General features: G+C 68.3%; 13 protein-coding genes. 2 read left to right on the plus strand and 11 right to left on the minus strand.

Annotated elements, in window-relative coordinates; all coding sequences use genetic code 11:
• Positions 1–10 precede the first annotated feature (10 nt).
• A complete protein-coding gene (locus RHOFW104R8_RS05640) occupies positions 11–748 on the plus strand; it encodes a response regulator (protein WP_068095800.1) in 738 nt (245 codons plus the stop codon).
• Here the strand turns inward: RHOFW104R8_RS05640 and recO are convergent.
• The 11 genes from recO to RHOFW104R8_RS05695 form a co-directional block, all read right to left on the minus strand.
• Positions 745–1,458, minus strand: a complete 714-nt coding sequence (recO, locus tag RHOFW104R8_RS05645; protein ID WP_068095802.1) for a DNA repair protein RecO — start codon at positions 1,456–1,458, stop codon at positions 745–747. The genes RHOFW104R8_RS05640 and recO overlap by 4 nt on opposite strands.
• 97 nt (positions 1,459–1,555) lie before the next feature.
• The gene (gene era, locus RHOFW104R8_RS05650) at positions 1,556–2,488 is read right to left on the minus strand and encodes a GTPase Era (RefSeq protein WP_068095803.1); all 933 of its coding nucleotides are present in this window, start codon (positions 2,486–2,488) and stop codon (positions 1,556–1,558) included.
• A gap of 78 nt (positions 2,489–2,566) precedes the next feature.
• On the minus strand, positions 2,567–3,229 hold the full coding sequence (gene rnc / locus RHOFW104R8_RS05655; protein ID WP_068095804.1) for a ribonuclease III: 663 nt from the start codon (positions 3,227–3,229) through the stop codon (positions 2,567–2,569).
• A gap of 1 nt (position 3,230) precedes the next feature.
• Entirely contained in the window at positions 3,231–3,614 is a 384-nt protein-coding gene (locus RHOFW104R8_RS05660) for a DUF4845 domain-containing protein (RefSeq protein ID WP_068095805.1), read from the minus strand.
• A 176-nt stretch (positions 3,615–3,790) separates the two neighbouring features.
• Positions 3,791–4,687, minus strand: coding sequence for a signal peptidase I (gene lepB, locus RHOFW104R8_RS05665; RefSeq protein ID WP_068095807.1), 897 nt, complete (start codon positions 4,685–4,687; stop codon positions 3,791–3,793).
• 99 nt (positions 4,688–4,786) lie between these two features.
• Positions 4,787–6,577 (minus strand): translation elongation factor 4, encoded by a 1,791-nt coding sequence (gene lepA, locus RHOFW104R8_RS05670; RefSeq protein ID WP_068095809.1) that lies wholly within the window; start codon positions 6,575–6,577, stop codon positions 4,787–4,789.
• 199 nt (positions 6,578–6,776) lie between these two features.
• A complete protein-coding gene (locus RHOFW104R8_RS05675) occupies positions 6,777–8,243 on the minus strand; it encodes a Do family serine endopeptidase (protein WP_068095811.1) in 1,467 nt (488 codons plus the stop codon).
• Between the two features lie 162 nt (positions 8,244–8,405).
• A complete protein-coding gene (locus RHOFW104R8_RS05680) occupies positions 8,406–9,092 on the minus strand; it encodes a sigma-E factor negative regulatory protein (protein WP_068095813.1) in 687 nt (228 codons plus the stop codon).
• Positions 9,089–9,712, minus strand: a complete 624-nt coding sequence (gene rpoE, locus RHOFW104R8_RS05685) for an RNA polymerase sigma factor RpoE (protein ID WP_201028776.1) — start codon at positions 9,710–9,712, stop codon at positions 9,089–9,091. Before rpoE ends, RHOFW104R8_RS05680 begins: the two co-directional genes overlap by 4 nt.
• A gap of 179 nt (positions 9,713–9,891) precedes the next feature.
• Complete coding sequence (locus RHOFW104R8_RS05690) at positions 9,892–12,456, minus strand: bifunctional diguanylate cyclase/phosphodiesterase (RefSeq protein ID WP_068095828.1); 2,565 nt, start codon at positions 12,454–12,456, stop codon at positions 9,892–9,894.
• A gap of 32 nt (positions 12,457–12,488) precedes the next feature.
• Positions 12,489–12,983, minus strand: coding sequence for a hypothetical protein (locus tag RHOFW104R8_RS05695; RefSeq protein WP_068095814.1), 495 nt, complete (start codon positions 12,981–12,983; stop codon positions 12,489–12,491).
• Between the two features lie 307 nt (positions 12,984–13,290).
• Between RHOFW104R8_RS05695 and RHOFW104R8_RS05700 the strand changes: the two genes are divergently transcribed.
• On the plus strand, positions 13,291–15,357 hold the full coding sequence (locus tag RHOFW104R8_RS05700) for a 3-hydroxyacyl-CoA dehydrogenase NAD-binding domain-containing protein (protein WP_068095815.1): 2,067 nt from the start codon (positions 13,291–13,293) through the stop codon (positions 15,355–15,357).
• Positions 15,358–15,430 lie beyond the last annotated feature (73 nt).

Consider the following 15,430-nt stretch of genomic DNA (forward strand, 5'->3'; position numbering starts at 1 on the left):
GGATTTCGTCATGACCAGCCACCTTGCCGGCCCCGATCCGGACCCGATCGACCTCGCCCGTCCACGCGTGCTGGTGGCCGACGACGACCCCGGCAGCTGCCGTTTCCTGTGCGACGGGCTGGACTCGTTGGGTGCCCGCGCGCAGGCCTGCATGAACGGCCTGGTGGCCCTGCAGCTCGCCCGTACGGAGGCCTTCGACCTGCTGCTGCTCGACTGCCGCATGCCGGGCGCCGGTGCGCGGCAGATCCTCGCCGCGTTGCGCGAAGACCCGCAGGCGCCTTCGGCGGAAAGCCTCGCCGTCGCCACCACCGCCGAGCTGGCGCCCGAGGGCCGCCAGCCCCTGCTCGACGCCGGTTTCAGCGAGGTCCTGGTCAAGCCTTGCGGGCTGGCGGACCTGCAGCGCGTGCTGGCCCTGGTGCAGCCGGAGCGCGACGGCGCTTGCGTGCTGGACGACCGCACCGCGCTGGACACCACCGGCGATGCCACCACCATGCGCGCACTGCGCCTGCTGCTGCGCGAAGAACTGGCCCTGCTCCAGCAGGAACTGGATACGCTGAGCCGCGACCGCGACGGCTTCAGCGAGCGCCTGCATCGGCTGCGCTCGTCCTGCGGGTTCTGCGGCGCGGCCGCGTTGTCGCGGCAGACCGTGCTGCTGCAGCAGCAGGTTTCGCGACGCGGCGCCACACCGGCCGCCCTGGCCCGCTTCCGCACCGTGCTGCAGGCGACGCTGCAGGCGCTGGACGACTAGGGCCGCCGCGACACGGCCATCGCCAGTACCCGCCAGGCACGCAGTTCGCCGCCGCCGAGGTGGAAGCGGATGACCTCGCGCATCATGTCGCGCAGCTCCTTCAGGCCGACGCTGTCGGGCATCTCGTCCTGCTCCAGTGCCAGCAGGTCGCTGCCGCGCAATGCGCGCGGACTGCCGGCGGCACAGCGCATGGCGCCCTGCTCCGCCACATAGCGGTAGCACGCCGCCGGCTCGATCGCCTCGCCGGTGTCGGCGTCGTGCTGCAGCTGCAGGCCGTAGCCGATCGCCTCGAGCAGGTCGCGCTCGAAACGGCGCAGGCTCCACGCCAGCGATTCGCCGGCAGCCAGCCGCGCCAGCGTCCGCGCGTAGGCATCGAACAGCAGCGGGTGCGGATCCTGCCGCCCGGTCAGGCGCACCACCAATTCGTTGAGGTACAACCCGGCCAGCCCGGCGTCGCCCGACAAGCGTGCCGGCGTGTCCACCACCTCGACCGCGGTCAGCGTGGCCAGCTCGCCACGCAGCAGCAGATCCAGCACCAGCGGCTGGAACGGCTCCAGCTGGGCCCGCCGCAGCCGCGAGCGCTCGCCGCGCACGCCGCGCGCCACCACACCCAACCGGCCATGCTCGCGGGTCAGGCATTCCAGCAGCAGCGACGTCTCGCGGTAGGCGCGTGCGTGCAGGACGTAGGCGGGTTGCTGTTCGATGCGCATGAAAAGCCAAGAGTGAATGATGAGAAGTGAGTAACGAGAGAAAGCAGATCTGCCGCTCTTCGCTTTTCACTCACTCCCCACTCCTCTTCACTCACTCCTAATCGGTATAGCCGAACTTCTTCAGCATGTTCTCGTCGTCGACCCAGCCTTCGCGCACCTTCACCCACAGCTTCAGGAACACCTTGCGCTCGAACATGCGCTCCATGTGGCGCCGCGCGTTCATGCCGATCGCCTTGAGCTGGGCGCCGCCGTTGCCGATCACGATCGCCTTCTGGCCGTCGCGTTCGACCCAGATCACCGCGTGGATCTCGGCGATGCCGTCGGGGCGGTCGCTGAACTGCTCGATCTCCACCGTGGTTGCGTACGGCAGTTCCTGGTCGAGCCGCAGCATCAGCTGCTCGCGCACCATCTCGGCGGCGAGGAAGCGCTCGCTGCGGTCAGTCACCTCGTCCTCGCCGAACACCGGCGGCTGCACCGGCAGGCGCTTGAGGATCGCCTGCTCCAGCTCCTTCAGGCCCTGCTTCTTGAGCGCGCTGACGTAGTGGATCTCGTCGTAGCCGTGTTTCGCCGCCAGCTCGGCCACGAACGGCAGCATCGCCGACTTGTCCTTACTGAGGTCGACCTTGTTGATCACCAGCACGCGCGGCGTCGACTGCTCGACCAGGGCGGCGTAGAGCGCCTCGTCCTCGTCGGTCCAGCGGCCGGCCTCGATCACCTGCACCACCAGGTCGACGTCGCTGATCGCCGAGCGCGCGGCGCGGTTGAGGCTGCGGTTCATCGCCCGCTTGGCGCCGCGATGCAGGCCCGGCGTGTCGACGTACATGATCTGCCCGGCCTCGCTGGTGTTGATGCCGAGGATGCGGTGGCGGGTGGTCTGCGGCCGCGGGCTGGTGATCGACAGGCGAAAGCCGATCAGCGCATTGAGCAGGGTCGACTTGCCCACGTTGGGACGCCCGGCCAGCGCGACCGTGCCGCAGCGGAAGTTCTCGTGCGGCAGGCTGCCGGCGGCGGAGTCCAGTTCTTGGTTCATGACACGGGTTGCTCGGCGGGTCGGGTGACAAGTGTAGTGCTTCACCGGGAGCGGCACGCGGGCGGCGAGGCGGCGGGGTCAGGCGTCGCGCTGCTGTTCCAGCAGCCGGTTGAGCACGGTCTCGGCCGCGTCCTGCTCGGCGGCGCGGCGGTTGCCGCCGCGGGCCTCGGCGGTGAACGCCAGCGGCTCGGCGACCGTGCAGCTGACGTCGAAGGTCTTGGCGTGGTCTTCGCCGTGGCTGGCGATCAGCTCGTATTGCGGCAACGGCAGACCCTTCGCCTGCAGCCATTCCTGCAGCCGCGTCTTGGCGTCCTTGGAGGAGCGGCGCAGGGCTGCGATGCGCCCGACGAACAGCCCCCGCACGGTCTCGCGGCAGGCATCGAAGCCGCCATCCAGGTACACCGCCGCCACCGTCGCCTCGAACGCGTCGGCGAGGATCGAGTCGCGCCGGAAGCCGCCGCTTTTCAGCTCGCCGGGGCCGAGCTTCAGCCCGTCGCCCAGCGCCAGTTCGCGCGCCATCACCGCCAGCGCCTGGCCGTTGACCAGTTGCGCTCGCAACCGCGACAGCTCGCCCTCGCTGGCCTTGGGGTGCGCCTCGTACAGCATCTCGGCGACGACCGCGCCGAGCAGTGCGTCGCCGAGAAACTCCAGCCGCTCGTTGTTCGGCTTGCCGACGCTGCGGTGGGTCAGCGCCAGCTGCGCCAGTGCCGGATCGCGGAAGCGGTAGTTCAGTTCCGACAAATCACTCGCCCACGTTGCCCTGCAGCGGCACGCTCTTGTCGAAGTGCAGCAGGAAGTCGATGTTGTACATGAACGGGATCTGCTTGTCGTAGGCCACGCGCAGCTGGCTGGCGCCGCCGCTGTTGCGCACGATGGTGATGTCCTTCGGCTGGATGGTGGCGTCGTCGACGTACTGGAAGCCCATCTTGAACATCAGGCTCCGGCGGATCTCATCCAGCGACTTGCCATTGGTGCCTTCGGTGGCGACCTGGTTCATCGCCTTCGCCACGCCCATGTATTCCGAATACGACGGTGCCAGCTTCATCGCCATGTAGGCCAGGAAGGCCACGAAGGCCATGACGATCAGGAACCCGATCAGGGTGACGCCCGACTGCTTCGATTTCATAGTCCCCTCGCTAATGCCGCCCGCGCGGCGTACCTGTCTGTGATTGGTCCCGATGCGGCGGGGACTGGCCCCGCCGGCGTGCCGATTATGCCTGCGGATTCTCGCACTGTCGGCTGCCGCGCGCGCGACAGTGCGACCCCGTCACGCTTTGGCAAACACCCCGCGCCGCATCCGCCTCAGTGGATCACCGTGCCGATCCGCGAGAAATCCACGCCGCCGGTGCCCCATCCCTTCCAGCTCATCCAGATCAGGAACGCCTTGCCGGCCAGGTTCCGTTCCGGCAGGCAGCCCCACCAGCGGCTGTCGAGGCTGTCGTTGCGGTTGTCGCCCATCACCAGGTAGCAACCCGGCGGCACCTTCGCGGGCACCCGGTCGTTCGGGATCGAATTCGGCGTGGTATAGGCCGGCATCCGCGCGACCATGTGGCTGACTTTGCCCAGGTGCTCGGTCCACACCGTGGCGCCCATGTTCAGCATGATCTGGTCGACGCTGCGCTGCGGATTGCCCACGTACGGGCCGATCTCCTCGGCGTTCACGCGCTGGCCGTTGACCAGCAGGTCGGCGCCATGCACCTCGATGCTGTCGCCCGGCAGGCCGATCACCCGCTTGATCCAGTTCTGCGCCGGCACCGGCGCCTGCGGGTCGCTGCAGCTCATGTCGCCGCTGCGCACCAGCCTGCCGCCGTCCTGGCACAGGTAGCCGGGAAAGCGGAACACCACCACGTCGCCGCGCTTCGGCTCGCCGAGGTCGACGAACTTGTTGTTGAACGCCGGCACGCGCAGGCCGTAGGCGAACTTGTTCACCAGGATGAAGTCGCCCACGTCCAGCGTCGGCATCATCGAGCCGGACGGGATGCGGAACGGCTCGGCCACGAACGAGCGCAGCAGCAGTACCACCAGCACCACCGGAAACAGTGAGCGCGACCAGTCCACCGGGGCCGGGTCGCGATACTCCTCGCCGGCGGCGTCCAGGCGTGCCTTGCGCCGCTTGTACAGAAACAGCCGATCCAGTCCCCACACCACGCCGAACAGCACGGTGAGGGCAAGCAGGATGGCGGAGAAATCGAATTCCATGGGGGGCTCCGTTGGAGCCGGGAATGGGGATTCGGGATGGGGGATTCGGAGCGCAGACATGCTCTGTCGAATCCCGAATCCCGAATCCCGAATCCCGGCCTATTTGTCCACTTTCAATACGGCCAGGAAGGCTTCCTGGGGGATTTCCACGCGGCCGACCTGCTTCATGCGCTTCTTGCCTTCCTTCTGCTTTTCCAGAAGCTTCTTCTTGCGGCTGACGTCGCCGCCGTAGCACTTGGCCAGAACATTCTTGCGCAAGGCTTTCACCGTGGAGCGCGCGATGACCTGGGCGCCGATCGCGGCCTGGATAGCCACGTCGAACTGCTGGCGCGGGATCAGGTCCTTCATCCGCTCGACCAGGTCGCGGCCGCGCCGGTCGGCATGGCTGCGGTGCACGATCAGCGAGAGCGCATCCACGCGGTCGCCGTTGATCAGCACGTCCACGCGCACGAACGGGCCGGCCTCAAAACGGTCGAAGTGGTAATCCATCGAGGCGTAGCCGCGCGAAACGGACTTCAGACGGTCGAAGAAATCCAGCACCACCTCGGCCAGCGGCATCTCGTAGCTGATCTGCACCTGGGTGGCCAGGTACTGGATCGAGCGCTGCACGCCGCGCTTCTCCTCGCACAGGGTGATGATGTTGCCGATGTAGTCCGGCGGGGTGAGGATGTTGGCGACGATGATCGGCTCACGGATCTCCTCGATCTGCGGCGACGGCGGCAGCTTGGCCGGGTTGTCCAGCGGCAGCGTGCTGCCGTCGGTCTTGAGCACCTCGTAGACCACGGTCGGCGCGGTGGTGATCAGGTTGAGGTCGTACTCGCGCTCCAGCCGCTCCTGCACGATCTCCATGTGCAGCATGCCGAGGAAGCCGCAGCGGAAGCCGAAGCCCATCGCCTCGGAGGATTCCGGCTCGAAGAACAGCGCGGCGTCGTTCAGGCGCAGCTTGTCCAGCGCCTCGCGCATCGCGGGGTAGTCGTCGGCGGCGACCGGGAACAGGCCGGCGAACACGCGCGGCTGCATGGTCTGGAACCCGGGCAGCGGCTTTTCCGCGGGTTTCGCGGCCAGCGTCAGCGTGTCGCCCACCGGTGCGCCGTGCACGTCCTTGATCGAGGCATTGATCCAGCCCACCTCGCCGGCGCCGAGCTTGTCCAGCTTCTTGCGCTTGGGCGTGAACACGCCCACGTCGTCCACCTCGTGCACGCGGCCGGTGGACATCACCAGCAGCTTGTCGCCGGGTTTGATCTCGCCCTGCATGATGCGCACCAGCGACACCACGCCGAGGTAGTTGTCGAACCAGGAGTCGATGATCAGCGCCTGCAGCCGGTCGGTGTCACGCGGCTTGGGCGGCGGGATGCGCGCCACGATCGCCTCCAGCACCTCGACCACGTTGAGGCCGGTCTTGGCGCTGATCGCCACCGCGTCGGTGGCGTCGATGCCGATCACCGCCTCGATCTCCACCTTCACCTTCTCGATGTCGGCGGTGGGCAGGTCGATCTTGTTCAGCACCGGCACCACTTCCAGGCCCATCTCCACCGCGGTGTAGCAGTTGGCGACGGACTGCGCCTCGACGCCCTGGGCGGCGTCTACCACCAGCAGCGCACCCTCGCAGGCGGCCAGCGAGCGGCTGACCTCGTAGGAGAAGTCCACGTGGCCCGGGGTGTCGATGAAGTTGAGCTGGTAGGTCTTGCCGTCGCGCGCCTTGTACGGCAGCGACACCGACTGCGCCTTGATGGTGATGCCGCGCTCGCGCTCGATCGGATTGTTGTCCAGCACCTGCGCCTCCATCTCGCGGTCGGCCAGGCCGCCGCAAAGCTGGATGATGCGATCGGCCAGCGTCGACTTGCCGTGGTCGATGTGGGCGATGATGGAGAAGTTGCGGATCAATTCCATGGAGCGCAGGCGGCCTGTCGGGCTTGGGTCTCGCCGGCACGCACCACGCGTGACGGCGCGTCGCGATGGCGCGACGCTAACCCGGCATTATCGCATGGAACCCGTCGCCGCCACCGGATCGCGCGGCGCGGCCGTCTCCCGCTCACGGGGACGGCCGCGCCAAGGCCGGGCCGCACGGGCGCGGCAGCCTGCCTGCTGCCTACTTGCCGTCCGGTACCGTCAGGCCGATGAAGCTGCTCTGGTCGCCGCGGCGCACCAGCAACAGCACCGTGCTGCCGGCCTTCACGTCCTTCGTGGCGGCCTGGAACTCGGCCACGCTGCCGACCTTCTGCTGGTTGACCATGGTGATCACGTCGCCGGCGCGCAGGCCGGCCTGCGCCGCCACCGATCCGGTGATGTCGCTGACCACCACGCCCTGCCCGGGTTTCAGCCCCAGCTGCTTGCGGGTATCGCTGTCGATCGGCTCCACGGCAAGGCCCAGCGCGGCCGAACCGCTGCTGCCCGGGGACGGCGCGGCACCCCGGCCGCCCACCGCATCCCGGTCGCGCGCAGCCTCGCCGATGGTGACCTCGAGCGTCTGCCGCTTGCCATTGCGCAGGATCTCCACCGGCACCCTGGTTCCCGGCTTGGTCATGCCCACCAGCGGCGGCAGGTCCGAGGCCTGCTGCAAGGTTCGTCCGTCGTAGGCCAGGATGATGTCGCCGGGCTGGAGGCCGGCCTTGGCGGCGCCGCTGTCCGCCGTGACATCGACCACCGCAGCGCCTACGCCGTTGTCCAGGCCGAATGCCTTGACCATGTCGTCGTCGACCGGCTGGACCATCACCCCGAGCATGCCGCGCGAGACGTAGCCCTTGCTCTTGATCTGCTGCACCGCGTTCATCGCCACGTCGATCGGGATCGAGAACGCCACGCCGGAATAGGTGCCGGTGTTGGAATAGATCTGCGAATTGATGCCGACCACCCGGCCCTGCAGGTCGAACAGCGGGCCGCCGGAGTTGCCGCGGTTGATCGGCACGTCGGTCTGGATGAACGAGGTGTACGGCTGGTCGCGCTGGCCCAGGTTGCGGCCCACCGCGCTGACGATGCCCTGGGTCACGGTGTAGTCGAAACCGAACGGCGAGCCGATCGCCAGCACCCACTGGCCAGGCTTCAGGCTGCGCGAATCACCGAGGCTCACCACCGGCAGGCTGCCGCCGGCATCGACCTTGAGCAGGGCGATGTCGTAGGTCGGGTCGGTGCCGACCACCCGGGCGGTCAGCGTGCGCCGGTCCTGCAGGCGCACGGTCACCTTGTCGGCATGGTCGACCACATGGTTGTTGGTGAGGATGTAGCCGTCGCCGGAGATGATGAAGCCCGAGCCCAGCGAGGTGCGCTTCTGGTCCTGCGGCGACGGCATCATCGGCATGCCGAAGAAACGCCGCAGGATCTCGGCCTGCGGATCGTCCGGCATGCCCTGGCCGGGCATCGCCTGCCCCACGCCCCGGCTGCCGACCTGCCGCTCGCCGTTGTAGCGGGCCTCCACGTGCACCACGGCCGGTGCGTTCTTCTGCACGATCCCGGTGAAATCCGGCAGACTCGCTGCCGGCGCCTGCGCCTGCACGGTATCGACGCCGGCGATGCCTAGCAGCGCGCAGCACGCCAGGATGCGCAAGATGGAATGGTTCATGTCTCCTCCTTGGTTGATTTCGGCCGACAGGCTTCAAGTGAATCGATGGCTCGGGCTGCGGCGTGCCTGGTCCGGACACGCGCCACCGACCGACCCGCGCGACGGGCCGATGAGGGCGAAAGCAGCGAGGACGAGCCGCGGGCAATCACACGCGGGCCCGTTTTATTGCGCGACGGCGGAAGCCCGGCGCGAGATATCCGGCACAGCCTGCTGCTCCGGATCGAGCAGCAGCAGGTAGCTGCCGTCGTTGTTGTCGAGCGTGCGGTAGCGGCGCAGCGGCGGGTAGCCGGACAGACGGCGCGCATACGACGACTGGCCCTGCACGAACGGCGCACCGAAGGTGGCCGACGCCTGCTGGCTGAGCAGGCCGGCGGAATTGCCGCTCAGCCACGGCGGCACCGTGGCCGGCGCCACGGGCCTGCCCGTCGATGCGGCAACGGCAACGGTGCTGGTGGCCTGCTGGGTGGTCGCGGCCATCGTGCGCTCGGCGTCGCCGGTCGGCTGGCCGATCATCAGGGCGGCGGCGGCCACGCTGGCGGCGATGGCGCCGCCGGTCGACCAGCGCAGCCAGTGGCCTCGCCGGGTGGCAGCCGCCGGCCGGGATTCCCGTTCGATCGCCAGGCTCACCCGCGCGGCGAAACCGCTTTCCGCCATCGGCGGCAACTGCCGGCGCAGGCAGTCGCGGGCGATGTGGTAGCGGCCCCAGGCCTGCTGCAGGGAGGCATCGTGATCGAGCCGACGCAGCAGGAAGCGCAACTGCTCCTTCGACAGCTCGCCATCGACGCCCGCGGAAAGGCTCTCGCGGAACTGCTGGTCCGCGCCTGCCTGGTTATTGCCTGCCTGGTTCATGTCTGATCCTCGCGGTCCGACAACAGGGGCCGCAGCTTCTCGTCGATCGCCTCGCGTGCCCGGAAGATGCGCGAACGCACCGTGCCGATCGGGCAGCCCATCGCTTCGGCGATTTCATCGTAGCTGAGGCCATCCACCTCGCGCAGCGTGATGGCGGTCCGCAGCTCTTCGGGCAACGATTGGACAGTGGAAAACACGGATTGTTCAATTTCCTGGCGCATCAGTTCGCGCTCGGGGGTGGCGCTGTCGTGCATGCGCTCGGCGCCGGCCATGAACTCGGCGTCGTCGGCATCGATGTCGCCCGACGGCGGGCGCCGTCCCAGCGCCACCAAGTGGTTCTTGGCGGTGTTCACTGCGATCTTGTACAGCCAGGTGTAGAACGCGCTGTCGCCGCGGAACGAACCGATCGCCCGCCAGGCGCGGATGAACGACTCCTGCGCGATGTCCTCGCACTCGGCATGGTTTCTCACGTAGCGGGAAACCAGCCCTATCACCTTGTGCTGGTACTTGCGCACCAGCAGGTCGAAGGCCCGCTTGTCCCCCTGCTGGACCCGCTCGACCAGCGCGCGATCCAGTTCGTTTTCGCCCGTCCGGGCCGTATCCGTCGTCAATGCCGTCATCCGCTGCGGAGCTTGTTTGAACTGAACGCGGCGCTCAGACCACAGTCTGGCGCCCGAGTTCAGCCTGCGTGGGATCGCTCCGACACCATAACGCACAGCCCGTTGGCTGGTTGTCATGCCCGATGGGCGCCCCGGACCCGTGACGGGCCGGATCAGTTATGGGGGTGCCCGCCGCCGGCTCAAGCCGGCTCGGCCACCCGCGCCTCCAGCAGGCGCTGGCGCTCGGCCAGCAGCTTGTCGAAGCTGACCGGCTGCAACGGACGACAGAACAGGTAGCCCTGCAGTTCGTCGCAACCGTGCTCGCGCAGGAACTGCAGGTGCTGCTCGATCTCCACGCCCTCCGCCACCACCGCGCGTTTCAGGCGGTGGGCCATCTCGATGGTGGCGCGCACGATCGCCTCGTCGTCGGGATCCACCCCGATGTTGCGCACGAAGCTCTGGTCGACCTTGATGCGGTCGGCAGGCAGCCGGCGCAGGTAATCCAGCGAGGCCGCGCCGGTGCCGAAATCGTCGATCGCGATGTGGCAACCCAGGTCGTGCAGCCCGTGCAGGTTCTCGACCAGGTTCGGCACGGCCTTGATGCTGATGCTTTCGGTGACCTCCATCTCCAGCAAGTCGGGATCCAGGCCGGTTTCGCGCAGCACCCTGGCCACGGTGTCCAGCAGCTGCGGCTCCATCAGCTGCACCGCGGACAGGTTCACGCCCAGCCGCAGGCGCAGGCCGTAGCGCTGTTCCCACTCCTTCGCCTGGCGGCAGGCCGTACGCATCACCCATTCGCCGATCGAGACGATCAGGCCGGTTTCCTCGGCCAGCGGGATGAACACCGCCGGGCTGATCATGCCCAGCTCGGGATGCTCCCAGCGCACCAGCGCCTCCATCCCCACGATGTCCTCGCTCTTGGTGTCGACCTGCGGCTGGTAGACCACGCGCAGCTCGCCGTTGCCCTCGGCGTGGCGCAACCGGGTCTTCAGCGCCATGCCGTGCTGCAACGCGTACTCGGGACTGACCTCGTAGATCTGGAAGTTGTTGCGGCCCTGGTGCTTGGCCGCGTACATCGCCTCGTCGGCGTGCTTGAGCAGGGTCTGCGTGTCGCCGGCGTCGTCGGGGAAGAAGCTCAGCCCCATCGACGCGGTCACCTGCAGCTCGGTGCCGTCCTCGAGGTACAGCGGCGTCTCCATCACCTGCACGATCTTCTCGGCCACGCGCAAGGCATCGTCGTTCTTCACGATGTGCCGCAGCACGACAGTGAACTCGTCGCCGGCATAGCGCGCCACCGTGTCGGAGGCGCGTATGCTGCCGCAAAGGCGCTGGGTGACCGTGCGCAGCACCTGGTCGCCGGCGGCATGGCCGTGGGTGTCGTTGATCGCCTTGAAGCGGTCGAGGTCGACAAACAGCACGGCAAAGCACTCGCCGTTGCGGGTCGCCTCGCGGATGATCGTGTCCAGACGGTCGTTGAACAGCAGCCGGTTCGGCAGGCCGGTCAGCGCATCGACCAGCCCCTCGGCGCGCCCCTGTTCGCGGGTACGCCCAAGCTCCAGCATCTGCGCGAAACGGGCCGCGGTGCAACGCAGCACCGGCTCGATGATGCCCATCTCGCCGAAGCCGCGGCGGCTGCCGGCCAGCATCGCGCCAAGCACCGTGTGACGCTCGTCGTACAGCGGCAGGCCGGCGAAACCGGCGAGGTCGAGCTGCCGCAACAACGGATCGACCTGCGCCAGCCGCTTCGCATCGGTGCGATACAGGATCGGCTTGCCGCCCAGCACGAGCTGCAGCGAACTCTGCATCTGCGCCGGCGGCCATGCCGGGTCGTCGCCATTCCACAGCTGCAGCATCTGGGTCGGCGCATCGGCGCCGTCCTGGCGTGCCGACCAGACAGCCAGGTAATCCAGCCCCAGTTCGTCGAACAGCATGCGGCCGGCCGCGCTCTGCGCGTCGACCCCGCTGGTGGAGGCGAAGATGCGCGACAGCAGCGACAGCGCCGCCTCCGCGCGCAGGTCGGCACGGTCGCTGCGGAACATCAGCGCCAGCGCGTCGCTCCCGGCGTGCCGGATCCGGCGCACGCTGGCCTGGCCGGTGTCGGCGCCCTGTGCCGACTTGCGCTGGCAGGGATACCAATTGCGGTTGGCCTCGGCCAGCACCTGCTCGGTCGCGATGCCTTCGAAACGCAGCACCTCGGCCAGCGCCAGCCCCTCCCACTGGCTGGCGTGCATGCGGCTGTGCCGGGCCACCATGGGGCTGACTTCCAGCAGACGCCGGCTCTGCGCATCGACGATCAGCCACTCGCTGTCACCTTCCTCGAAGACATAGCGATAGTCGTCGTGCACGGCGTCCGGCGTGGCGGGCACCGCCTTGCGCGCGCGAAGACCGGCGGCCTGCGAGCGACGCCAGCGCGGCACCAGTTCGCTGCCGATCTGCGCGGCGGAAAGCCAATCGGTGATTCCGGCCGGCAGGTCGGCGGGGCCGAGCGTGGTCTCCTCGGCCAGCACCAGGATCAGCGGCGTGTCGCCACCGCCCGGAAGGCGGCGCAGCTGCTCGCAGCTGATGCGCGCCTGCCGTTCGTCGCCGGCCAGGACCATCACCATCAGCTGCAGCGGTGGCAGCGGCGGGCGGCCTTCCAGCAGGATCGCGGCGTGCGACACGTCGCGCGCGCTGTGAATCTGCGGATAGCCCGCCTGGTCGAGCGCATCGAACAGGCTGCGGCGCAACTCGCGCTGGGCGGCGACGACCAGGATACCGGAATTCATCTGCATGCCCGCCTCAAAGCCTGTCCATGGTCTCAGACCAGCCAGCGGCCGTCGCGCAGGCGCAGACGCCGCGGCTTGCTGTCCTCGCTGCCGAGATGCACGGCCAGCTCCCCCAGATGCTCGACCAGCGCCACCGGCGCGTCGATCAGCACGACGCGGCGCAGGTATCCCTTGGGCGCGCGGGCGAGCTGGCGCAGCAAGGTGGCATCCATCGCCGACAGGGGAAGTTCCAGCCCGAGCAGGAAATACACCCCGAAATGCATGCTCTGCTGCATGTAGCGCAAGGCGTTGCCAAGCCGCTGGCAGTCCGGCACCCGCACCTGCGCATCGCGCAGGCTGCCCAGGCCGGTATCGGGTTGCCACAGGTACACCGCCTGTCCGGTATGCCGGGCAAGCGCGCGAAACTGGTCGATCAGGGTGGAAACGTCCTTGCTGTCCAGCACGACGAGGCCGCTGGGGGCAGCCACGATCCGCTCGAAAATCTCGGTACCGGCTTGCGGTGGAGCGGAGGCCATTGCGAAGGTCATTGCGTCTCCGTCCTGCGGTTTCGGCGGTAATGCAGTGGTGAAGCCGACCCGCCGGCGACCGGTGGCGGGGATGGCCGGGCGAGGCCAGGTTGCGGCAAGGCTGATCGAAGCATGGCGATACGCTCCACTATCCAGCCCCTGTCACATGGTCCTGACGCCCCGCCGGACAGCCACGGCCGGCGATTTTTCCGATGACGGCCCGATTTCACACCGGCGCTGCCGCAGCGGTCAAGCGGCTGCGTCACATCTCGCAATCAAGGCGGCGGAACGGTATGGTTCAGGCCTCATCCACCACGCCTGTACGCCCATGTTCGAAGGACTGCGCTTCAACCACTGGAAGACCAGCGAAGGCGACGACGGCATCGTCACGCTGACCCTCGACCGCGCCGGCAGCAGCGTCAACGCGATCTCCCGGGCGGTGCTGGACGAACTCGAGCAGATCGTCGAGCGGCTGGCGATCGAGAAGCCGGCCGGCGTCATCATCCATTCGGCCAAGCCTTCGGGGTTTGCCGTCGGTGCCGACATCAAGGAATTCGTCGGGTACGCGAAGCACGACACCGTGCTGGAGAACATCGAGCACGGCCAGCGCGTCTACGAGGCGCTGGCGCGGCTGCCCTGTCCCACCGTGGCCGCCGTGCACGGCGCCTGCATGGGCGGTGGCACCGAGCTGATCCTGGCCTGCCGCCAGCGCATCGGCGCCGACGACGACAAGACCCGGATCGCGCTGCCCGAAGTGATGCTGGGGATCCATCCCGGCTGGGGCGGTACCGCACGCCTGCCGCGCCTGATCGGCGCCACCGAGGCGCTGCCGCTGATGCTGACCGGCAAGTCGCTGTCGGCGAAACGCGCGCTGGGCCTGGGCGTGGTCGACCGGCTGGCCCGTCCCGAGGAATTGCTGGTCGAGGCGCGACTGCTGCTGCGCCACGCCGCGACGCGCCCGTTCGCGCGGCGGGCCAAGGCCTGGGCCAGCAATACCTGGCTGGTGCGGCAGATCCTGGCGCCGATGGTGCTCGGGCAGACCGCCGCCAAGGTGCGCAAGGAACACTACCCGGCCCCGTTCGCGCTGATCGACGTGTGGAAGCTCGGTGGCTCGAACATCCAGCAACGGCTGAAGATCGAGGCACGCTCGGTGGCGAAGCTGGCGAAGACGCCGACCGCGCAGAACCTGATCCGCATCTTCTTCCTGCAGGAGCGGTTGAAGGGCCAGGGCAGCGGCGTCGAGCACGGCATCAGGCACGTGCACGTGGTGGGTGCCGGCGTGATGGGCGGCGACATCGCCGCGTGGGCCGCGCTCAAGGGCTTCGAGGTGACCCTGCAGGACCGCGGGATGAAGTTCATCCAGCCCGCGCTGGACCGCGCCCGGGCGCTGTACGGGAAGAAGCTGAAGGCGCCGGAGAAGGTCGAGGCCGCGATGCGCCGCCTGCGCGCCGACGTCGAGGGTGCCGGCGTGGCTTCGGCGGACCTGGCGATCGAGGCGATCTACGAGAACGCCGAGGCGAAGGAAGCGCTCTACGCCGGCATCGAGCCGCACTTCCAGGCCGACGGAATCCTCGCCAGCAATACCTCCAGCATCCCGCTGGACGAACTTCGCAAGAACCTGAAGGCGCCGCAGCGCTTCCTCGGCCTGCACTTCTTCAACCCGGTGGCGCAGATGCCGCTGGTCGAGGTGGTGCGCCACGACCGGCTCGACCCGGACGTGGAGAAGCGCGCGCTGGCGTTCTGCAAGGCGATCGGCAAGCTGCCGGTGGCGGTCAAGGGCACGCCCGGCTTCCTGGTCAACCGCATCCTGATGCCCTACCTGCTGGAGGCGATGCTGCTCTACAGCGAGGGTGTGCCGGGCCCGGTGCTGGATCGCGAAGCGAAGAAATTCGGCATGCCGATGGGCCCGATCGAGCTGGCCGACACGGTCGGCCTCGACGTCTGCGCCTCGGTCGGCCGGGAGCTGGCGCCGTTCCTGGGGCTGGAGCTGCCGCCGGGGCTGGACACCAGGCTCGAGGCGGGCAAGCGTGGCAAGAAGGATGGCCAGGGCCTGTACGTATGGCAGGACGGCAAGCCGCTGAAGCCCGAGGTCGACAAGGAGTACGTGATGCCGCCCGACGTGCAGGAGCGCATGATCCTGCCGATGGTCAACGAGGCCGTCGCCTGCCTCGCCGACGGCGTGGTCGACGACGCCGACCTGCTCGACGCCGGGGTGATCTTCGGCACCGGCTTCGCCCCGTTCCGCGGCGGCCCGATCCAGTACGCGCGCAGCGAAGGCGTGGACCAGCTCAAGGCCCGGCTCGAACAGCTGGCCCAGCGCTACGGCGACCGTTTCAAGCCGAAGAACGGCTGGGACCTTGCGGCGCTGGCGCAGAAAAGCAACAGCGAGAAATGAGTGTGCAGGAGTGAAAATGAGTGAGAGCGACGTATTGCCTACTCGTTTCTCACTCCTCTCCACTCACTCCTCG

This window comes from Rhodanobacter sp. FW104-R8 (assembly GCF_001617365.1).
GTDB lineage: Bacteria > Pseudomonadota > Gammaproteobacteria > Xanthomonadales > Rhodanobacteraceae > Rhodanobacter.